Raw genomic sequence first — 21,945 nt, forward strand, 5'->3', positions numbered from 1 at the left:
CGTCGTGCTTCTTCCCGCAACCGAGTAGAATAAGCTAAACATAAATGTAAAGAACTATGTCTGCCACCGTTGAAGTGTATACCTGGAGTACCTGCCCTTTTTGTATTCGGGCGAAAGCTTTGCTCACCAAGAAAGGGGTTGAGTTTACAGAATATTGTATTGATGGCGATGAAGCAGCACGGGCAGTGATGTCAGAGCGATCGCACGGGCAGCGATCGCTCCCTCAGATTTTTATCAACGATCAACACATTGGCGGCTGCGATGACTTATACGCCTTAAACTCTGCCAACAAACTTGATCCACTGCTTGTCGGTTAGGGAGCAGTCTATTTTGACCACCCTATATCTGTGTTCAATAATTTGCTTTAGCGCTAGGAACGACCTGTGAAATTTGCTTTTATTATTGATCCGATCGCACGGTTAGATCCTGGTCACGACTCCAGTGTGGCGTTAATGGAAGCTGCCCAACTATTAGGGCACGAAGTTTGGATTACTCAGGTAAACTCGCTGGCAGTGAGTGGTGGGAAAGCCTCCGCATTGCTTCAATCGGTGCAGCTTACGCCAGTCACATTAGTAAATGGGCTGTGGGTCGCGGTAAATCCTTGGTTTGAAGTGGGTCAGCCAGAGCGTCAGCCCTTAGAAACAATGGATGCCGTTTTCATGCGAACCGACCCCCCTGTGACGGTGCCCTACCTCTATGCGACTTACATTTTGGATTACGTTGATCCCGCAAAAACTTTAGTCATTAATGCGCCCCAAGGCATTCGGGCTGCCAACGAAAAAATGTATGCGCTGCAATTTGCTCAGGCGATTCCTGAAACCATTGTCAGTCAGGATAAGTTGGTGATACGAGAATTCTTGGAGCGCCAGGGAGCCGCTATTATCAAACCGTTGGGTGGCAAGGCGGGGGAAGGGATTTTGTTTCTTGATCCTAGCGATCGCAACTTCAATTCCCTGGTTGAAATCAGCACATTTCAAGGGCAGGTGCCTGTCATGGTGCAGACCTACTTATCCGAAGCCAAATTAGGCGACAAGCGGATTATTTTGCTCAATGGTGAACCCATTGGTGCCGTGAATCGCATTCCTACTGGCAAGGAGTTTCGCGGCAATATGGCAGTGGGCGGCAGAGTTGCCCAAACTGAAATCAGCGATCGCGAACGAGACATTTGCACTCAGCTTGCGCCCACCCTGCGCCGTGATGGTTTGATCTTTGTGGGGATTGATATTATTGGCGGTTATCTGACTGAGGTAAATGTGACCAGTCCAACGGGCATCCGAGAAATTGATCGTTTAGATAACCTGTGTTTAGGACAGCAAGTGGTTGAGTGGGTAGCCAAACAGACTTAAATCCGTAGATTCACTTAAAAGCAAATTCATCTAAAAATAATTGACATTGATGAAGATACGTTGAAACTCTTTATCCTATGGGCACAATTAGTGCGATTTACCCTACACAATGCCAAGATAGTAGCGTCCTTACCTTATGGATTGGTTTCCTCGTAATTCATGCCTCCATCTTCCAACCTTGCCGAACAAGTTGTCTTGATTACAGGCGCTTCTACCGGAATCGGCGCTGCCTTAGCGCAGGTTTTAGCCCAGCAATATCCAGGTATTCGATTAGTTTTAGCGGCTCGTAACCTCGAAAAACTTGATGCGGTGGCAACTCTGTGCCATAAATCTGGTGCGGAAACCCTAACCGTTGCTACTGATCTGACGCAGCTTGATCAGGTGCAAACGCTGGCAAAAGTTGCATTAGAGCGCTTTGGTCAGGTCGATGCATTGGTCAACAATGCAGGGTATGGACAAATGGGCGTTTTGGAACTGGTTCCGCCTGAAGCCGCCCGTCGCCAGTTTGAGGTGAATGTATTGGGTCCATTAACGCTGATCCAGTCGCTGATTCCGGCAATGCGCGATCGCGGGGGTGGCAAAATCATCAACATCAGTTCCATTGGTGGCAGAACTGCCTTTCCTTTTGGAGGGCTGTATAGTGCTTCCAAATTTGCCCTGGAAGCTCTCAGCGATACCCTACGGATGGAACTGCAACCCTTTAACATTCAGGTGAGCGTAATTGAACCAGGTCCCGTTAGCACAAACTTTTTTGAAGTGGTGCGACAAGAGATCACTAAGATGTTTCCCAATCCAGAAACTACGCCCTATTATGCAGCTTTTCAAAAAATGGAGGCGCTAGAGAAGCAAACAAGCGCCAATGCTTGGACTTCGGAGCGAGTCGCAGGGGTGATTATCAAAGCTCTCAACACCCGTCGTCCTCAGCCGCGCTATGTGGCTGCCACAGGAGGTCGGTTTTTACTATTTTTCCTGACGAAGGTGCTGTCTACTAAAACGGTTGATCGGTTTTGGCAGCGATTTTATGGACTGGATTTGGTGGCGGAGGAGTGGAAGCGATCGCACCAATGATTGGATTTTACTGTGAGGATTTTTACTGTGAGGATTATTGACAGATGAAAGCGGGTGAAGCGAGTTCAAAAGCTTACGAACCATCTCAAGTTCCATATCCTCATTGAGTAACCTCGTGATTAAGATGCAGGGTGCAACATTACAGTATATTTCAGTTCGATATGCTGCCTTATCTACCAATTGCTTTACAGTCCACTTACATAAGTTGAGCTAGCGTTGTGGTTGAATCTAACGGAAACCCTAGTCAAGTAACAATATTGGATCATGCCTGCTCCATTCAGATTCCACCCGTTTTTACAGTCAAAAAAGCAGTGGAGTTCAAGCAGAGCTTTCAAGACGTTTGTCAAAATAATCCTGACTTAATGCGGATTGCGCTTGACTTTAGTGAAACAAAGTTTATGGATAGCAGCGGCATTGGTGCTCTAGTTGCCAGCCGTAAAATGGCGCAAAAAACAGGATTTAATCTTGTGTTACAAAATGTGCCGCCGCAAGTGATGTCAGCGCTGGCTTTAGCGGACTTAGATAAATTTTTTGTAATCGAACAAGGGGTGCCGTCGGTATTCTCTGCTGCTTCCCTGGCAAATTCTCAGCCCACTGCTCTAGCTTCAAACTCAATGCAGGAATCGGCTGAGGGCACTCCAGGCAGGTTAATGCCGCAGCGTCTCAGAAATAGGGTCAAAGCGGACGAACAGCCGTTTATTACTCATCCGTCTGTTAAGTCGGTGCCCAAGCGGGTAATTGATATTGTGGGTTCCATGATTGGACTAGCGATTACGGGTGTGCTAATTATTCCGATCGCGATCGCCATTAAACTGGATAGCCCTGGTCCCCTCTTTTTTGGTCAAGTCCGCTGCTCTCAAATGGGGAAGCGCTTCAAAATGTGGAAGTTTCGGTCAATGGTGACTGATGCCGAAGCCAAAAAGCACCTCGTTCAAAATGATGCCGAAGGCGCGATTTTTAAGGCAAAGAATGATCCCCGGATTACTCGCGTCGGTCGAATTTTACGAAAAACCAGCCTGGATGAACTTCCCCAATTTTGGAACGTGCTGAAGGGTGAAATGAGCTTAGTGGGCACCCGTCCCCCCACGCCCGATGAAGTGGAAAAATACGAGATTCCCCAATGGCAGCGGTTGGATATCAAACCCGGTATGACGGGTGAATGGCAAGTAAACGGGCGATCGTCGGTGAAAAACTTTGAAGACATTGTGCAGCTTGACCTGAAATATCAGGAAAACTGGAGCTTGAAATACGATCTAGAGCTAATTGTCAAAACTATCTTAGTCATCTTCAACAAAAAATCCGGCGCAATGTAGTTTTTAGGACGCTTGTTCTAGTTCATGCTATAAGGAAAGGGATCTTCGAGATTTTTGTTTAGTTTCGCGTTTAGCCATTACACTTAACACGACTTCTTGCCCTTCCTTTCACCCTAAACCTGACAGGCTGTGTATATTAAGCGCCTGGAACTTTCTAACTTCAAATCGTTTGGCGGCAAGGTAACCATTCCCTTGCTGCCAGGGTTCACCGTGGTTTCCGGTCCCAACGGCTCAGGCAAGTCTAATTTAATTGACGGCTTGTTGTTTTGTCTGGGTTTAGCGGGTTCTAAGGGAATGCGGGCAGAACGACTGCCTGACTTAGTAAACCAGACTCAAAGTACACGCAACCGCTCCACTGTAGAAGCCAGCGTCACTGTCACCTTTGATTTAACCGATGAGCCGCTGTCGATGGACAACCAAATTGAACAGTCGGTGAATGCAGACGGTTCAATGGTGATTGCGTCTGATTTGTTGAGTGGGACAGAATTGAACGAACAGGCTGGAAATGGCGCACATGGCAATGGAAATGGGCATCCAACCGCAGTACGAGAATGGAGCGTTACCCGCAAACTAAGGGTGACTCAGCAGGGCACCTACACCTCGAACTATTACATGAATGGCGAACCCTGCACGCTTACCGAACTGCATGACTCCCTGAATCGGCTGCGCGTGTATCCCGAAGGCTACAACGTGGTACTGCAAGGGGATGTGACGCGGATTATTTCGATGAACTCGCGGGAGCGCCGGGAAATTATTGACGAATTGGCGGGCGTGGCGGCATTCGATCGCAAAATTGTCCAGGCGAGAGAAAAGCTGAATGCCGTCAAAGATCGGGAAGACAAATATCACATCGTTGAGCGAGAACTGATTGATCAGCGCGATCGCCTTGCCCAAGACCGGATCAAAGCCGAAAAATATCAAAAGCTCAGGCAAGAATTGCAGCGCAAAGAGCAATGGGAAGCGGTGATTCAATATCGCCAATCAACCCGCGCAGTACAGCAGTTACAACAGCAGCTTGTTGGCGATGAACGGGCGATCGCCGACTTAGCTGAACAACTCGCGACCCTTGCCACGGAAGTCCAGCAATCTACCACTGCGCTCGATCAACTGAACGCCCGGGTCAAAGCCTTGGGTGAAGAAGAGCTATTGGCATTGCAGGCAACCCTAGCAACCCGCGAAGCCGAATTGCGTCAGTTGCAGCGGCAAGAGCAAGACTTGCAAACGGCTAGCCGTGAATTGACCCTGAATCTGAACCGGATTCAGCAAGAACTACAGGAGCAACAGCAACAGTTGGATGCTCTGACCCAAGAGAAAAGCAGATTAGAGACGCGGGATTTTGTGGCATTGAAGGCAGAGCACGATCGCGTACTCCAGCAGCTAGACCATAGCCGTGAAGCCGCCAGTGCCAGTGCCGCCAGTGCCGAAGCGTGGGTACAAGAGCAAACCGATTTGCGTCACCAGATTGATGCAATTTTGGCGATCCTGGAGCCGCAGCGGACAGAGCAAGCCCAACTGCAAGAGCGGATTCACTTGTTAGAGCGCCAAATCCAAGAGCAAACCCAAACCCAGCAAACCTTAGAACAGCAACTTGTAGAACAAAAAACTCAGCAGGCAACGGTGGAAATCCAACTCACTGCATCTCAACAACAGGTGCAATCCTTAGCGCAAACATTGACAAATGCTGAGCAAGAACTGCAAATTCAGCAGGAAACCCGCGATCGCCTACTCAACGAACAGCGGGAAAAACAGCGCCGCCTCGATAAGCTAGAAGCCCAAACTCAAGCTCTACAAGAAGCCCAAGGCACTCACGCTACCCAGTTGATTTTGCAAATGAACCTGCCCGGTGTTTGTGGCTTGGTTGCCCAATTAGGGCGGGTGGAACCCCGCTATCGACTGGCGCTGGAAACTGCTGCCGGTGCCCGACTGGGAAATTTGGTGGTAGACGATGATGGCGTTGCCGCCGCCGCCATTGAACTGCTAAAACAGCGCAAAGCTGGACGCGCCACCTTCCTGCCGCTGAACAAAATTCAATCGGGGCGATCGCCCAACCGGGGCACCCTGCGATCCCTGGCGGGCTGCATTGGTTATGCCCTCGACCTGATCGAATTTGACGATCGCTACCGAGATGTGTTTACCTACGTCTTTGGCTCCACCGTCGTGTTTGAAACCCTCAGCGATGCCCGTCGTCACTTGGGTGATTACCGGATTGTCACAATCACCGGCGACCTGCTGGAATCCTCTGGAGCGATGACCGGTGGCAGCAGCAACACCCGTCAATCCCTTCACTTTGGCACCATGGACGCAGGCGACTCCGATGAAGTCAAAGCGCTGCGCGATCGCCTTCAGGAAATCGATCGCATTTTGATCCACTGCGACAACAGCATCCACCGCGCCACAGACCTCGTTCGAGAGCGCACCCAAGCCCTCGCTGGGCTTCGCCAGCAGCACCGCGAAACTGAGATTCAGAAGAACCAGTTAACCAAAGACCTGCAAACCTTAGAAGCCAACGTTGCCCAACTCAACTCGCAGCAAACCCAGCACACTCAAGAATTCACCACCGCCCAAACTCGCCTACACGCTTTAGAATTGGCGATCCCGACTCAATCCACCCAGTTGAACCAATTGCGGCAGACCCTGACCGAGTTAGAGCAATCCCACACCCACAGCGAATGGCAGCAAATTCAAGCAGCCCTGCGATCGCAAGAAGCCGACCTCAGCCAAAAAGAACTGGCAGTGCGAACCGTCGAACAACGCCTGCGCGATTTGGATAATCAATGCCAGCGCTTGCAAGAAAAAATCGGACAGTCTCAGGAGCGACTCCAAGACTACCGCACTCAGCAAACTGCTCAACTCCAGCAGCAATCCGCACTCACTGCCCAGCAGTCCACCATCAACGACCAAATTACCGAAGCGAGATCGACCCAGGTTGACCTAGAAAAACGACTGGGAGCCGAGAAAGGGCAGCGAGATAGCACCGAACGGCACCTGCGCGATCGCCAATTGCAGCACCAACAGCGAGAATGGGATCGGCAAAAAGTTCAAGAAACTCAACAAACCCGCCGGGAACAACTGATCGCTCTGCAAGAACAGATACAAACTCAACACGCCAATCTGCTCGATCCCCTGCCCGACGTGCCAGAAGATATTGGCTTAGAGCAACTCCAGCAAGAACTGCGATCGCTGCAAAAGCGCCTTCAGTCTATGGAACCTGTCAACATGTTGGCACTGGAAGAATATGATCGTACCCAAGCCCGACTGGATGAACTCACTGACAAACTCCGAACCTTAGAAGAAGAACGCACTGAACTGCTCCTTCGTATCGAAAACTTTACAACCCTTCGACAACGTGCTTTCAAAGAAGCCTTTGATGCCGTCAACGAAAATTTTCAATCCATTTTTGCCATCCTCTCCGATGGCGACGGGCACCTGCAACTGGATGACTCTACCGATCCATTTAACGGCGGCTTAAATTTAGTTGCCCATCCCAAAGGCAAGCCCATTCAGCGTCTCGCCTCCATGTCCGGCGGCGAAAAATCTCTCACTGCCCTTAGCTTTATCTTTGCCCTCCAGCGCTATCGTCCCTCCCCGTTTTATGCCTTCGATGAGGTCGATATGTTTCTTGATGGGGCAAATGTGGAGCGATTAGCTAGAATGATCAAACAGCAATCGCAGCAGGCGCAGTTTATTGTCGTGAGCCTTCGTCGTCCCATGATTGAATCTGCCCAGCGCCAGATTGGTGTGACCCAGGCTCGTGGTGCATTCACCCAAGTTTTAGGAATTGACCTAGTTCCACAAAGAGCCTCTCTGTGATTTGATGTAACATCTAACATGATTCGCGGATTAGGATTCGAGAAAAAATAAATGGCATCTGAAGCAATTCGCCAACGCTCTGACATTCTAGGTACGTTAGTGGTCACCCGTGACAGTGGCAAAAAACTTGGCGTAGTCAGCCAACTATGGGTCGATATCGATCAGCGCGAAGTTGTGGCGCTGAGTCTTCGACCCAATCTGCTTTATGGCACTCCCCAACCTATGCTGCTAACCAGCATTCGGCAAATTGGCGATGTCATTTTGGTAGACGACGAAGATGTAATTGAAGAAATCGACACAGAAATTTACAGCAGCTTGATTAACTGTGAAGTGATCACTGAAACAGGTGAACTGTTGGGAAAAGTACGTGGTTTCAAATTTGATGTGGACGATGGCAAAGTCACGTCCTTAATCATCGCGTCTATCGGCGTTCCGCTGATTCCCGATCAAGTCGTTAGCACCTATGAACTGCCGATTGAAGAAATTGTGAGCAGCGGTCCCGATCGCCTGATTGTGTTTGAAGGCTCAGAAGACCGCTTAATTCAGCTATCAGTTGGCGTATTAGAGCGGCTAGGCATCGGTAGTCCACCTTGGGAGCGAGACGATGAGGACGGCTACATTGCCCCTATGCGATCTGAAAACCAGCTTGGAACGGGCTTGCGAACCCCTGTAAATGCCCAACTGCGGCAGCGAGAGCCTATGGTTCAAGAAACTTGGGATGAGGATAATTGGGGAGAGCCAGAACCGCGCCAACTCCGGCAGCAAGAGCGTCGGGCAGAACCGCTTTATTACGATGATGAAGATGAAGATGAAGGCGACAACTGGAGCGAAAAAACAGCTGGCGATCGCTATGAGCGTGAACCTCAAGCCCAGCCTTACAGCAAGGGCGACTACGACGATGATTATGATGACCAGTACGACGCGCCATTTGACGATTTAGAAGAAGATGCTTGGGCAGATCAGCAGTCGAGTGGCTACGATGCTCCTCGTGTCAATATTCCCGAAAAAACAAAAACCCCTGAATACGAAGAGGAAGGCTACTAACGGCAATGATGCATCCACATACAGAACTTCGATTCATTGACGAATCCATTGGTTATGGTGTGTTTGCAACTCAATTCATTCCAAAAGGCACCATTACCTGGATTTTGGATGAACTTGATCAGAGATTTGACGAAGCTTACGTCATGTCTCTGGATCTGCTGTTGCGCGATCGCCTACTGAAATATTGCTTTCGCGATGAACATGGGCAATATATTCTCTGTTGGGATATTGCCCGTTACGTCAACCACAGTTTCAACTCAACTCTAATCGCTACCCCTTATAAATTTGAGCTTGCCGCCAGAGATATTTTTCCCGGCGACGAAATCACCGACGACTATGGCTACTTCAATCTCGATCAACCCTTCTACTGCTTGCCAGAGCCAAACACCACCCGCACTAAAGTCATGCCCGATGACATGCTGCACTACTATCCTGAATGGGATCGCCAAGCTTCAGAAGCAATGCAATACTTCAACCGCGTAGAGCAACCGCTCAAGCACCTGATTGATCCCGTTCATTATGCCAAAGTCAACGCGATCGCCAGTGGCAAAGCCGCGATCGACTCCATCCTCACTTGCTACTATCAAACCCCGAACTCCTTAAAAGCCGCAAGTTAGACAAATGGCGAATGGCGAGTGGCAAACTCAAAACTCAAAATTCAAAACTTTCTGCTCACCCCTACCTCCAGCAAATTTGTGCCTATCTAGCTAAAACAGAGTACTTTGTAAGAAATCCTTTTAAGCTGGGCATACTTGTCCAGCTTAGTCATAGGTGGCGCGATCGCCGCTATGGTCAACTCAGGAGTTTCCCCATGCAGACTACTGCACCCCCAAACCCAACCGAGTCTGCCTCACCGCGCAGCAGTTCAGGTTTTTCCCTGCTGCGATCAGTTGGCTCCCGTCTCTTCCTTTCCGTGGTAGGTGGCTCCTTAATCGGCTTGCTAGGCACTACTTATTGGTCATACCGGGAACTCACCCGGCAATCTGAAAATGAGTTGCTTTCTAATCTTCAAGTGAAAGCCGAAAGCTTAGAAGGCTCGCTCAATACCGTTGAATATTCCACTAAAACCGTTGCCGATGCATTACAAAACCTCTACGTGGCGGGTGAACGACGGGAGCAGATTTATGTAGACTTAATGCGGCGATCGCTCAAAACTTCTCCAGTTGGCACCGGGCTAGGATTTGGGCAACCTCCCACAAGCCGCTTGATTCTACCCGATCGCCAGTTTGCCTATCCCTACGCAGTGCGCGATAAAAGCGGTCAAATCACCTCTAAGGGCGGGGAAAGCGATCCGGGTGACTACCAAAAGCGCTACTTTACCGAGCCGATCGCCGCTGGCAAACCCGTTTGGCTAGAGCCAGAAGCCTATATGGAAACAACGCTGAATCCACCTCAGCAACTGGTTAGCACTGCCTATTCTTTGCCTTTCTACACTGACGATCAAAAATTACTGGGCGTGTTAAGCCAAGATTTAGAAGTGGGCTTTTTAAGTCAAAAACTCAACGTGCCTGCCATGCGAGATGCAGGCTATTTTGTTTTGGTTAGCGCCAAAGGCAACCTGCTTGCCTATCCCCCCAATCCCCAAAAAGCCCTAGACCTTACGCCCTTTCCTCAAATTAGTAACTATCAAGGTTTGTGGGAAAAAATTCAAACTAACTTAGCCACTGGCGAAAAAACGGGCGTACTGCGATGGACGGATGCCGAGGGTAAATCAGCATTCTGGGCGTATCAGCAAATTCCTAACAACAACTGGATTTTGATGGCACAAGTGCCGGAATCGGTTGTGCTAGGTCCTGTCTGGCGCTTTTTGGCAGCCGGAATTTTGGGAGCCGTGATTGGCGCATCCTTGGTTCAAGGAGTCGTGGTTTTTTTGTTTGTACGGCGGTTGAATCAGCGATTGCAGCCGATTATGGATGAGTGTAATCGTTTGGCAGAAATGAATGCAAAAAGTGAAGAACTGATGAGCCGAGAGGATGAATTAGGACGGCTGACGATCTCTTTTTATGCCTTGCTGGGTCAAGTGACCGTGAATGAGCGGCGGTTGCGGAAAGAAACCGCAAAATCGGCACAGGCACTTCAAGCTCTGCAACAAACCCAGGCGCAACTGATTCAAACGGAGAAGATGTCTAGTTTGGGGCAGTTAGTGGCGGGTGTTGCCCACGAAATTAACAACCCAATTAATTTTATCTATGGCAATTTGCCTCACGCGACCGAGTATGCCCAAGACTTGATGAGTTTAGTCAAGCTGTATGAAGCGACCTATCCAAATCCTGAAGCGGCGATCGCAACCTATCAACAAGCCATTGATGTAGACTTTTTGATGGAAGATTTGCCAAAAATGCTGGAGTCGATGAGCATTGGAGCCGATCGCATTCGAGAGATTGTCTTATCGCTGCGAAATTTCTCTCGGTTAGACGAAGCCGAAATGAAGCGGGTAAACGTGCATGAGGGCATTGATAGCACCTTGCTGATTTTGCAAAATCGCTTGAAAGGCACCGCTGGGCAGACTCCAATTGAAGTGGTTAAAGACTACGGAAAACTTCCTTTGATTGAATGCTACGTCGGGCAGTTGAATCAAGTATTTATGAATATTTTGAGCAACGCGATCGATGCGCTAGAGCAATACAACCAACGGCGATCGCGGGAAGACATTGCGGCTAACCCATCTATCATCACCATTCACACAGAACCCATTCTCAAAGAAAACTCCGTGCCTATAGCCGTTCTCATTAGCATTCGCGATAATGGTTCTGGCATTCCTGCGGCAAACCAATCTCGATTATTTGACCCATTTTTTACCACAAAGCCAATCGGCAAGGGAACCGGATTAGGCTTATCAATCAGCTATCAAATCGTGGTCGAAAAACATCGCGGAATGCTCAAGTGCATCTCGGAACCCGGTAAAGGTGCAGAGTTTCGGATCGAGATTCCCGTATTACAAGAAAACAAACAAGAAAACAAATCTCCAGAAGCTTAACTATTTCTGAAAATTTCCCACTAAAAAACCACCACAATAAGCGGCATTGCTGAATTGGGGGATGAAATTTGTAGGGGCAATCCCTTGTGGTTGCCCTCTATCTTCGGCAGGGTAGGCACAAGACCTACCCCTACAATCAGAAATCATACTTGCATTCAGCAACGCCCAATAAGCCGGGTTTGTACGGTTGAGTTAGCTAACGAGGTCTATGAGCGTTCTTGAATGTAGTCTGCTACAAGGTTTCGTAAGTCTTGAATGCTAGCAGTGAGAGTGTTAATGTCTTGGCGATTTAACTCCTGTCCTGCTGCCATTCGCTCAAGAGTTGTGTTAATTCGGCTGAATTCTTCATCGTGTCTATTGATGGCGTTGTCATGTCGAACGCTTCCTGCTGCTAGGTCGAGCATAATTGCCTCAATGCGATCGAGTCGGTTGCCATTCTCATTATTGTGGGTCATGGTCAAAACCTCTTTATTTCTCGTCTTGTGATAGCTAGCTCTAAGCCATCACCTAAAAACGTTATAGCAGTACGAGGAAAAGTCAAAACAACAACCATCCGTTACTCCTTGCTTCCCAAGGATCTTTGTGTCCTAACCTATTCATCCGCTGCCATACAAGGAATAGTTTTACAATAAAACACCATGCTTGGATCAATCCAATGCCTACACCTGAAGCAAACCCAAAAACAGCAAAGACTCCAGTATCTGCACTCAATCTTTACGAAACTGATTTTTACGCATGGATACAGGAACAAGCAACACTGCTCCGCAACCAACAGTGGAGTCAGCTTGATTTACCAAACTTGATTGAGGAGCTTGAATCTTTGGGTAAGCAGCAACGCCAGGAACTCCGCAATCGCCTAGGTGTGTTGGTTGGGCATCTGCTGAAATGGGAATATCAACCTCAATATCGTAGCCGTAGTTGGTTGGCAACAGTTCGTGTGCAGCGTCGTGACACAGTACGGTTATTGAAAGACAACCCCAGCCTCCAATCGTATCTGGATAATGCCCTGCAAGAAGCTTACGAAAATGCGAAAGACTTGGCAATGGGAGACACTGATCTACCAGAACAGACTTTTCCTCACGTTTGCCCGTATTCCTTGAACGAGATTTTGAGCGATCGCTTTTATCCGGGTGAACCGAGTGAATTAGTCGGCAGTTCAGAACTGTAAATCGCGATCGGGTACAATTGAAGGATTTTTTACTGTAGAAAAAGCGTGAAACGTAAACAATTTGTCCAAGCCGCGATCGCCAGTGCCGCTACAGGTTCAACGTTGGCGGCGTGTCGAGCCACAACGGGAACATCAGGCGCAAGTGCCTCTCTGCCGACAATTAACTGGCAGATGGCGACGAGTTGGCCCATCGCCTTGGATACCATTTTTGGCGGTGCCACTACCTTTTGCGATCGCGTGGCAGCGATTACCGGAGGCAAGTTTAAGATTACTCCGCGTGCGGCGGGTGAGCTAGCTCCACCCTTAGAAGTGCTAAATGTCGTGTCTCAAGGTGCCGTCCCCTGTGGTCATACGGCTGGCTATTATTATGTCGGTAAAAGTCCCGCTGCCGCATTTGGCACCACTCTGCCCTTTGGCTTGAATGCCCAGCAGCAAAACGCTTGGCTGTATGAAGCAGGGGGATTGAAAACGCTGCAAGCCCTGTATGCGCGTAAGTTTGGGGTGATTCAGTTTCCCGCAGGCAATACGGGAGGGCAGATGGGTGGGTGGTTTCGCAAGGAAATCTCGAAAGTGAGCGATCTGCAAGGGTTAAAGATGCGAATTCCTGGACTGGGGGGGCAAGTCATGGGCAAATTGGGTGTAACGGTGCAGACTTTACCCGGCGGAGAAATTTTTCAGGCATTGCAAACGGGGGCGATCGATGCGGCGGAGTGGGTCGGTCCCTACGACGACGAAAAGTTAGGGCTGCACAAAGTCGCCAAATTTTATTATTATCCTGGCTGGTGGGAACCGGGTCCAACCTTAGAGGTGCAAATTAATTTGAATGAATGGAAGAAACTGCCTCCCGAATATCAGGCAGCGATTCAAGCAGCAGCATTTGAGGCAAATATGACGATGCTGGCTCGCTATGATGCCCGAAATAATGAAGCGCTCCAACGGTTGCTCCAAAGTGGTGTGACTTTGCGTCCCTACAGCAATGAGATTCTGGCGGCAGCCGAAAAAGCGTCGTTTGAGTTGTATGACGAGTTTTCTGCCAAAGATGCAGACTTTAAGAGTATTTTTGCTGAATGGAAGCCGTTCCGCGATCGCGTCTATGCCTGGAATAACATCAACGAGAGCAGCTTTGCCCGTCACAGTTATGCCAACCTCAAGCTATAAACTCAAGCTATAAACTTGGCTGTGCAGACAGATCAACTAGCCAGCGCACCGTTTGGGGAAAGCTGATCACCAAGAGCAACACCACCACTTGCAACACCATGAAAGGCAGCGCACTTTTATGAATATCAACCGTGCTAACTTCCTTCGGGGCGACGCTTTGCAAATAGAACAGAGAAAACCCGACGGGAGGCGAGATAAAGGCGGTTTGCAAATTAATTGCCATCACCACTCCAAACCACACCATATCCAGTCCTAACTGCTGTGCAGCGGGGACTAACAGGGGCATCGCAATAAAGCAAATTTCAATAAACTCTAAGAACACGCCTAGAATAAAAATTACAAGATTACTCACAATCAGAAACGCAATCTTGCCACCCGGCAAATTGACCAAGAGGTTTGTAATCAGAGTTTTGCCGCCCAAGCCATCAAAAACAATGCTAAAAAATGCGGAACAAAACAAAATCATCAGCACCACAGACGAAACCACCGCCGTGGAGTGAGCCGCCGATTTGATCAGTGCCCAATTGAGTTTTCCATTCAGCGCTGCCAACCCGCAGGCTCCCACTGCGCCCACTGCGCCTGCTTCCGTTGGGGTGGCGATGCCAAAGAAGATGCTGCCCAGCACGGCAAAAATCAGCAGCAAGGGGGGAATGACGGCTTTGATCACCCGTCGCACCAGCGCCCACCCAGTGATTTGTCGAGCTTCCAGCGGCAGTGCTGGCGCGACATTGGGCTTGAGAAACGCCAGTCCCAACACATACACCGCATAAGATCCCGATAGCATCAAACCCGGAATCAACGCCCCCAAAAATAGATCCCCCACCGACACGCCCAACTGATCGCTTAAGACGAGCAGCACGAGGCTAGGAGGCAGTAGTTGCGCCAAGGTGCCTGATGCAATGATCACGCCCGCCGCCAGTTGTTTGTCGTAGCCGTAGCGCAGCATCACCGGCATCGCCAGCATCCCCATGACGATGACGGTCGCCGCGACAACGCCTGTGGTTGCGGCTAACAATGTGCCGACAAAAATCACCGCTAGGGCTACCCCGCCCCGCAATGGTCCTAGCACAATTCCGATCGTCTCCAGTAGGTCTTCTGCCAGCCCTGATTTTTCTAAGACTGCGCCCAAAAATACAAAAAAGGGAATGGCTAACAGCGTGAAGTTGGACATGGTGCCAAACCAGTTGTTTGACAAGAGCAGCAGCCGACTCGGATCAAATGCGCCGACAAACCAGCCGATCGCGCCAAAGATGATCGCTGTCCCTGCAAACGAAAACGCAACCGGATAGCCCGCCATGAGAATGAAAGAGAAGCCGACAAACATCGCGATCGCTAACCACTCAAAGCCCATAGTTTTTCTGCTCAAACGTCATGTTTCGCGTGTCCGGTGATTTAGAGGATCGTAGCCAGTTAAAGTCGTAGTCAGCTAGAGCCATGGCGACCTACTCAAGGGGCAAGTGTTCCGCATCTTCCAGAATAATTTGTGCATCCTGCGTGTATCCCTTCAAAATCGCCAGATATTTAATCGCTTGCGAAATTGCCTGAGCCAGTAACAGGAAAAAAGCCACAATAATCATGGTTTTGATCGGCGCTCGTGGCAACCCATCTGCATCTGGGGATAACTCCCAACTGCCCAAACTCCCATCGGGCAACAGCCCCCAAGACTGCAAAACGGGATTGGCGCTGACCCAAATTCCGAGTAGACAAAAGGGAATTAGAAAAAAGACGGTGCCCAGAAAATCAACCAAGGCGCGTCGTTTTTCACTCCAGCGGGCGTAGAGAAAATCAACTCGAACATTCGCGCCCTGTTTAAGGATGTAGGCAAAACCTAGAAGAAATGTTAGTGAAAACAAATACCATTGCAGTTCGATCAATGCGTTAGACGACAACTTCAGTCCAATGAACCGTCCGATGTAGCGAGCGACAACATTGTAGAACCCAACTGCAATTGTCAGAATTACCGTCCATGCGCTAAAGCGACCGAGAACGTTAGTAACGCGATCGATCGCCTGAGAGAGTTTGAGTAGGGTACGAATATGGGAAGGTTGGAGAAAGGTGTGCAAGATAGAGTACTTCTATAAAGCCTGCGAGTTTTGCACACGATAATATCACGCCATTTCCGCGCTCCCGTTAATACACCTTGTTTTTTGCTGCGATCGCCCTAATTCATGGATCGCTTTTCGGCGTTGCTGAATGCAAGTATGAATTCTGATTGTAGGAGTAGGTCTTGTGCTTACCCTTACGGTGATGGAGGGCAACCACAAGGGATTGCCCCTACAAATTTCATCCCCAGATTCAGCAATGCCCGCTTTTCTTTTGGTTGATTTATTGTCCAGATGGAGCGGGAGCTACGGGAGCGGGAGCCACAGGATCAGGAGTCACGGGATCAGGAGTAGTTTCTTGAACCCGTTGCTCTGGTGCAGGCTGTGCGGCGGGCGCTTGTGGAGCTACGGGGTTTGGAATCGTCACGTTCACGTTTGGAGCCGGAGCCGCAGATTGCTGAGGCACAGGAACAATGCGATCGCGCTCAATAATGCGCTCTTTTACCTGCGGTGAAGGACTGGTCACAGGATTAGCAGGAGTAATAATGTTGGTTGTATTCGGTCGTTGATTGTTCAAAAAATAATAGGCAGCAACGCCTAAACCCACTAGAGCAGTTAGCAACATGCCGAGCAACAATCCGCCAAATGCATTACTATCTTCGCGATCGCGTTGGGCAGCTTCATAGTTGCGCTGTTCCGTCAAACGACTCTGAGCCTCAATATTTTGGGTATCAATACTTTGAGAAGATACGGATTGAGGGGGCACTGAGGAGGACAAGCGATCGCCAGAACCTGGTTTGTTAAAGTTAGTCATAGTAAATCATTGGAACTCAATAACCTTACAATACTGGTATTTCTTATTACATTGTCTCTACCCATCAAGGGATTCTTGCTCATCCAAAAGATAGAGGTGAGTTGGCGATCGCGTCATAACTACAACTTGTCACACCCCACATTTCCCGACAGGCTTTATAGTAGGAAAGCTCACTAACTTGTCAGATTTATGGAATCAAAATCACCTGCCTCCGGTTCAGCGGCGGAATCTTTCTCAATGGATGACTTTGCCAAAGCCTTGGAGAACTATGATTATGGGTTTCAGAACGGGCAAACCGTATCTGGTAAAGCGATTAGCTATGAAACCGACGGCATTTACATCGACATTGGTGCAAAATCTCTTGCCTTTCTCCCGGTCGATGAAGCGAGTTTGCGAGAGATTCGCGACCCTGAAATGATTTTGCCCATTGGAGACTCGCGTGATTTTTTGATTATCCGCGAACAGGATGCTGATGGACAGGTTACCCTTTCACTCAAGCAGCTAGAAATTCGCCAAATGTGGGAACACATGGCAGAACTGCAAGAGAGTACTCAAAGTATGTCTGTTAAAGTGACGGGGATTAATAAGGGCGGCGTAACGGTAGATGTGCAAGGCTTGCGGGGCTTTATTCCGCGATCGCACCTGCTAGAGCGCGACAACCTAGAATCCCTCGTGGGCACCACCCTTACCGCCAACATTTTAGAAATCAATCAGGAAAAAGGAAAACTGGTTCTCTCCAATCGGTTAGCGACTCGCTCTGCTGCCGTGAGCCAGTTTGAAATTGGGCAACTCATAGAAGGCAAAATCAGCGGGATCAAACCGTTTGGTGTCTTTGTAGATTTAGGCGGCACCAGTGGCTTGCTGCACATCAACCAAATCAGCAAAAACTACGTGGAATCCTTGCCAAACCTCTTTCAAGTGGGACAAATCATCAAAGCCATGATCGCTGACCTAGATGAAGCCAAGGGCAGAATTTCTCTCTCTACTAAAGTGCTAGAAAACTATCCCGGTGAAATGCTGGAAAAAATGGCAGATGTCATGACAGAAGCCGATACCCGCCAAGAGAAAGCCCGAAAACTCCTGCTGAATGGGTAAAAATTGTATGGGGTATGTCTATATAAATGCCCCTTAAATTCAGGCAAGATTATTTATCCGTTGATGGGTCTGATATCCCTGTTAGCTCGATCTCTTGCTGTATTTCTGGCTCAATGGGTTGTGTCAGCTTAGTGGACTCAATGGGTTGCTGAGCCGTGGGTGCAACTGCCCGAATCACGAGGCGATCATTCTGCTGCACTAGCATATCCTGGCTGCGATCGCCCGTTTGATCATTTGCCAGATTCACTCGAATCACTTTTGGCTTGCCATTGTCGCCCATTCGATGGATTTCGATCTGCTGGAGATCTGCGGTTGTGAGACTGCCACCCGCTTGACGAATTGCGTTATAGACTGTGGGACGGCTATTTTCACGCGCAATTCGCACATCATTCAGCGCCGCTAAGGAATAAGCACCAGGGCGCACCACTTCGCCACTGACTTGAATGCTCGTGACGATAGGAGTCGGTTCCGTTTGCAATAACCCTCGATAAATAAAAGCGGCGGCTTCTGCACGAGAAGGGACGCGATTTAATGCTGTTCCTAAGCTGGCATAGGTCATAGCCGATGGCGGGTTGCCTTGAAAAGCAAGTTGAGTCATGGTCAAAAACTCTGTTTCAGTGACGGCTTGGTCAGGGCGAAAACTGCCATCAGGAAACCCTTGCACCACACTACGAGATACCAAAGCTTCGATATAGGACTCTGCCCAGTGACCGGTAATATCACTGCGGGACAATGGCACAGCGGCGGATGGCTCGTTCTGCTGCAAGCGTCTAATGAGATCGCGGGACGAAATAGTTTCAGGGGGCGCGGCATTTTGGTTCAGTTGTTGGCGCGTGTCAGCAGAAGCGAATGGCAAGGGCGATCGCTCTGGTTGAGCAACCATCACGGTTGTTTTTTTTGGAGTATTACGAGGCGTTAGCTTTTCAGGTTTTGAAATGGCACTTTTGCGGGGTGACGTAGCCGCTTGCTCCTGCTCCGGTTGAATCGCGTCTTGCTCATCATCAGCTGGGCGATTGCCTGATTCAGTTTGTAATCCTTGAAAGGCATTGTAGAGAAACACCCCTGAAAGCGAGGTCAGGGTCGTCGCGGTCATAATCTTTGCAAAACGCATAGGCTGTATCCGCACTAGACAACATAGAAAACTCCAGCAAATTGCTAGAAGTCCACTAACGGATACAGCATTTCAGTGCGTCATCAGGAAAATATCGAGAAACCCATTGGGTAAACGACTGATTAAGCGACTGGATGGGCGACTTTTTCTTCCACTTTGGTGGTTGAATCTTCCTTGAGAAACTCGACGACTTGTGCTTCAATCTCACGACGAACAATTTCCCGATATTCAACAAAGTGTTCAATCTGGGCACAAGTGGATAGATAGCTGCTCAGTCCGCCTCGGTTATGGCGATACATGCCCCAAAGATAGCGCCAGAACATCCAGCGGGTATCCCGCACAAACCCTTGCCGCCAAAAAATGATAGCGATCGCTTTCAGGGCTACCCGATCAATTTTTTTCTGAGCCACTTTGCCCTTTTTCGGGTAGTTGGCTTCACTTAGCAGCATGAAATGGCGATAGGTGCGCGATAAAAATTTCTTGGGTTCATACAGTTCCCAGAATGCTTCTACAAACTCATGGGCAATGTCTTCTAACGGGCGAGTGGGCACAAAATTCATCAATGCGGTTTGGTTGCCAGAAGTAGACTCGCCCCGAAGTCGCCCTTCTTTGATTAAACGATGCCAAAGAGCGGTATCGGGCAGCGCTTGCAGCATACTAAAGAGCGCTGTTGGAATCGTTGTTTCTTCCACAAATTTGACGATTCGATTGCCAGCACCTGCTTTTTCGCCATCAAACCCAATGATAAATCCTGCCATTACCCGTAATCCAGACCGGGCAATGTTTTTGACCGCATCACTGAGCGGATCGCGCGTATTTTGAAACTTTTGGGTCATGGCGAGACTGTCTTCATCTGGGGTTTCAATGCCTAGAAACACCGAGCCAAAGTTGCAGGCGACCATCATATCCATCAATTCTTGGTCTTGCGCCAAATCGACAGACGCTTCAGTCGCAAAGGAGAAGGGGAACGCATGTTCTGCCATCCAAGGCTGCATCTGCTTCAAAAACAGTTTGACGTTGCGCTTGTTGCCAATAAAGTTGTCATCCACCATGAAGATGCTGCGTCGCCACCCCAAGTCGTAGAGATATTGAAGTTCGGCAAGAATCTGTTCAGGGGCTTTGGTGCGGGGTTTACGACCATACAGCACGATAATGTCGCAGAATTCGCATTGAAAAGGGCAGCCCCGCGAAAACTGCACCGACATTTCGGCGTAGGACTCCATTTGCAACAAATCGAAGCGAGGAACGGGAGTGCCTGTTACGTCAGGCTTTTCGCCACCTGACCGAAAAATACCCGTGCGATCGCCCCGGGCGATCGCATCCACAAACATCGGCAGGGTAATTTCCCCTTCGTCCAAAATCATGTAGTCTGCGCCAGCCCCTTTTGCTTCATCTGGCAACGCGGTAGGATAGGGACCGCCCACCGCGACGGGCTTGCCGCGCCGATTACATTCTCGAATTTGGGCAAGCAGATCGTCTTTTTGCACGATCATCGCCGACATAATCACGAGTTCCGACCAGTTCCACTCCGCCTCAGTCGCTTCCCGAATGTTTAAATCAACTAGCTTAAAATTCCACTCTTGGGGCAAAATTGCTGCAACCGTTATTAGCCCAAGCGGAGGCAACATTGCTTTTCGGTTGAGCAGTGCCAGCGTTTTTTCAAACGACCAAAAGCTTTTGGGAAACCGAGGATAGAGGAGTAAAACGTTCATTCAAACTCACACGTAGTATTAGGAGTTGTAAAGTACCGTCACAATTGGTTCGGTACGATCCATACATTATCGCACTGGTTCAGTGTGGCACGACCTAGATTAAATTGACTAGCGCGATCGCGGGAAGTTCCTGTTATGTTCCTATCATTGCTAGTATTTCGCTCGGTTATCTGTCATGACTTTGGTTCATAATGTCATGACAATCATCAAATTGCCTGCGTATCTACAGAATTTTCTCAAGCTAGTCGGTAAATGACATGAGATTTTTTTAAGTTCACTAGAATCCTATCACTTGCGCAAAACCTAACTATGATAGGGTTTACAGGTATCTTGGCTCTGTTCTGTTGGTGGTCGCTTTATGACGACAATTTGGGAAATAGATTTTTACTCGCGTCCGATTGTGGATGAGGATGAAAAAAAAATCTGGGAAGTGCTGGTTTGCGAGAGTCCGATTGATATAACCGTTAAGCCGGAAAACCTGTTTCGCTATGCTGAATATTGCTCTAATGCTGAGGTGAATTCAGTCAAGCTGAGGGAAGTGTTGGAAAACGCGATCGCCCAAGCTCCCAGCCCACCAGATAAAATCCGCTTTTTTCGGCAGGCAATGAACAATATGATCAGTAAAGCCTGCTCGGATCTAGGCATTGCAGCAACTATGAGTCGGCGGACTTATGCGCTTAACCAGTGGATGCAGCAGCGACTGGAGCAAGAGTATCCAAAACAGCCCGGATTTCAGCCGGGAGCAAATCCCACCGTCAGTTTTGGCACTACGCCTGCTCTTGCTCTACCCGATGCTTTAGTGGGGCAAAAGTGGGCACTGGTGACGTTGCCAGCCCTTGCTTTTGATGATCTAGGCGAGTGGGATATTGGGTTTGGCGAATCCTTTCCTTTGAGTTTGATTGGGCTGGCTGCGGATGCTGTGATTCCTGGTTTAGTGATTTTTTCGGGTCGGGCAACTCCGCTAGCCGCCTGGATGTCTGGGTTGGAGTTGGGATACTTTAAATTTGACTCCGATCCACCGCGATTGCTGTTGGAAACTGGAGTGAGCGATCGCTGGATTCTTGCTGATTTAGTCAATGCCAGCCTCCAAACTGAGGCGACTAATTTTGAAACTGCAAAGCGGCAAGCAAAGGGCGTTCACTTTTTAGCCGTCCAATCTTCACCCGATGTAGAGTCCTTTGCTGGATTCTGGTTATTGCAGGAGTCCAATTTGGCGTAAGTTGATGATAGGCGTAAATTATTTTGGTGGTTGGCTGCTAACCACTCTAAGCCCAGGAAGATTTTAAG

Annotated in this window: 18 protein-coding genes; 12 read left to right on the forward strand and 6 right to left on the reverse strand. The window is 49.0% G+C overall.

The genetic code is table 11. The features are described 5' to 3' along the window. The first annotated feature begins 56 nt into the window (after positions 1 to 56). From grxC to AB3R30_RS17155, 8 genes are all read left to right on the forward strand, one after another. Positions 57 to 317: a glutaredoxin 3 gene (gene grxC / locus AB3R30_RS17120; protein WP_458650422.1), complete on the forward strand. Its 261-nt coding sequence runs from the start codon at positions 57 to 59 to the stop codon at positions 315 to 317. 66 nt (positions 318 to 383) lie between these two features. Then, positions 384 to 1,346, forward strand: coding sequence for a glutathione synthase (gshB, locus tag AB3R30_RS17125; RefSeq protein WP_458650423.1), 963 nt, complete (start codon positions 384 to 386; stop codon positions 1,344 to 1,346). Positions 1,347 to 1,505: 159 nt separating this feature from the next. Further along, a complete protein-coding gene (locus AB3R30_RS17130; RefSeq protein ID WP_458650424.1) occupies positions 1,506 to 2,414 on the forward strand; it encodes an SDR family oxidoreductase in 909 nt (302 codons plus the stop codon). 218 nt (positions 2,415 to 2,632) lie between these two features. Next, positions 2,633 to 3,727, forward strand: a complete 1,095-nt coding sequence (locus tag AB3R30_RS17135) for a sugar transferase (protein WP_458650425.1) — start codon at positions 2,633 to 2,635, stop codon at positions 3,725 to 3,727. A gap of 129 nt (positions 3,728 to 3,856) precedes the next feature. Further along, a complete protein-coding gene (gene smc / locus AB3R30_RS17140; protein WP_458650426.1) occupies positions 3,857 to 7,537 on the forward strand; it encodes a chromosome segregation protein SMC in 3,681 nt (1,226 codons plus the stop codon). A gap of 51 nt (positions 7,538 to 7,588) precedes the next feature. After that, positions 7,589 to 8,581, forward strand: a complete 993-nt coding sequence (locus AB3R30_RS17145; RefSeq protein ID WP_458650427.1) for a PRC-barrel domain-containing protein — start codon at positions 7,589 to 7,591, stop codon at positions 8,579 to 8,581. A 5-nt stretch (positions 8,582 to 8,586) separates the two neighbouring features. Beyond that, positions 8,587 to 9,198, forward strand: coding sequence for an SET domain-containing protein (locus tag AB3R30_RS17150; RefSeq protein ID WP_458650428.1), 612 nt, complete (start codon positions 8,587 to 8,589; stop codon positions 9,196 to 9,198). 194 nt (positions 9,199 to 9,392) lie between these two features. Then, entirely contained in the window at positions 9,393 to 11,558 is a 2,166-nt protein-coding gene (locus AB3R30_RS17155; protein ID WP_458650429.1) for an ATP-binding protein, read from the forward strand. Between the two features lie 206 nt (positions 11,559 to 11,764). Here the strand turns inward: AB3R30_RS17155 and AB3R30_RS17160 are convergent, their stop codons facing one another. Continuing rightward, positions 11,765 to 12,013 (reverse strand): hypothetical protein, encoded by a 249-nt coding sequence (locus AB3R30_RS17160; RefSeq protein WP_458650430.1) that lies wholly within the window; start codon positions 12,011 to 12,013, stop codon positions 11,765 to 11,767. A 200-nt stretch (positions 12,014 to 12,213) separates the two neighbouring features. Here AB3R30_RS17160 and AB3R30_RS17165 point away from each other — a divergent pair, with 200 nt between their 5' ends. Next, positions 12,214 to 12,726 (forward strand): DUF29 domain-containing protein, encoded by a 513-nt coding sequence (locus AB3R30_RS17165; protein ID WP_458650431.1) that lies wholly within the window; start codon positions 12,214 to 12,216, stop codon positions 12,724 to 12,726. Positions 12,727 to 12,771: 45 nt separating this feature from the next. Continuing rightward, positions 12,772 to 13,884 (forward strand): TRAP transporter substrate-binding protein, encoded by a 1,113-nt coding sequence (locus AB3R30_RS17170; RefSeq protein WP_458650432.1) that lies wholly within the window; start codon positions 12,772 to 12,774, stop codon positions 13,882 to 13,884. 7 nt (positions 13,885 to 13,891) lie between these two features. On the opposite strand, the gene AB3R30_RS17175 is transcribed toward AB3R30_RS17170, so the two are convergent. The 3 genes from AB3R30_RS17175 to AB3R30_RS17185 form a co-directional block, all read right to left on the reverse strand. Continuing rightward, entirely contained in the window at positions 13,892 to 15,235 is a 1,344-nt protein-coding gene (locus AB3R30_RS17175) for a TRAP transporter large permease (protein WP_458650433.1), read from the reverse strand. A gap of 91 nt (positions 15,236 to 15,326) precedes the next feature. After that, positions 15,327 to 15,947 carry a TRAP transporter small permease subunit gene (locus AB3R30_RS17180; RefSeq protein WP_458650434.1) on the reverse strand — a complete coding sequence of 207 codons (621 nt, stop codon included), beginning with the start codon at positions 15,945 to 15,947 and terminating at the stop codon, positions 15,327 to 15,329. A 262-nt stretch (positions 15,948 to 16,209) separates the two neighbouring features. Beyond that, positions 16,210 to 16,740 carry a hypothetical protein gene (locus tag AB3R30_RS17185; protein ID WP_458650435.1) on the reverse strand — a complete coding sequence of 177 codons (531 nt, stop codon included), beginning with the start codon at positions 16,738 to 16,740 and terminating at the stop codon, positions 16,210 to 16,212. 189 nt (positions 16,741 to 16,929) lie between these two features. On the opposite strand from AB3R30_RS17185, the gene AB3R30_RS17190 reads away from it, so the two are divergent. Continuing rightward, entirely contained in the window at positions 16,930 to 17,835 is a 906-nt protein-coding gene (locus AB3R30_RS17190) for a S1 RNA-binding domain-containing protein (protein WP_458650436.1), read from the forward strand. A 49-nt stretch (positions 17,836 to 17,884) separates the two neighbouring features. On the opposite strand, the gene AB3R30_RS17195 is transcribed toward AB3R30_RS17190, so the two are convergent. Continuing rightward, positions 17,885 to 18,946: an S-layer homology domain-containing protein gene (locus AB3R30_RS17195; protein ID WP_458650437.1), complete on the reverse strand. Its 1,062-nt coding sequence runs from the start codon at positions 18,944 to 18,946 to the stop codon at positions 17,885 to 17,887. A gap of 122 nt (positions 18,947 to 19,068) precedes the next feature. Beyond that, on the reverse strand, positions 19,069 to 20,658 hold the full coding sequence (locus AB3R30_RS17200) for a B12-binding domain-containing radical SAM protein (protein WP_458650438.1): 1,590 nt from the start codon (positions 20,656 to 20,658) through the stop codon (positions 19,069 to 19,071). 358 nt (positions 20,659 to 21,016) lie between these two features. Here AB3R30_RS17200 and AB3R30_RS17205 point away from each other — a divergent pair, with 358 nt between their 5' ends. Continuing rightward, positions 21,017 to 21,877 (forward strand): Tab2 family RNA-binding protein, encoded by an 861-nt coding sequence (locus AB3R30_RS17205; protein WP_458650439.1) that lies wholly within the window; start codon positions 21,017 to 21,019, stop codon positions 21,875 to 21,877. Positions 21,878 to 21,945 lie beyond the last annotated feature (68 nt).

The organism is Sivoneniella epilithica UHCC 1019, from assembly GCF_040830845.1.
Classification (GTDB): domain Bacteria; phylum Cyanobacteriota; class Cyanobacteriia; order Leptolyngbyales; family Leptolyngbyaceae; genus ULC077BIN1.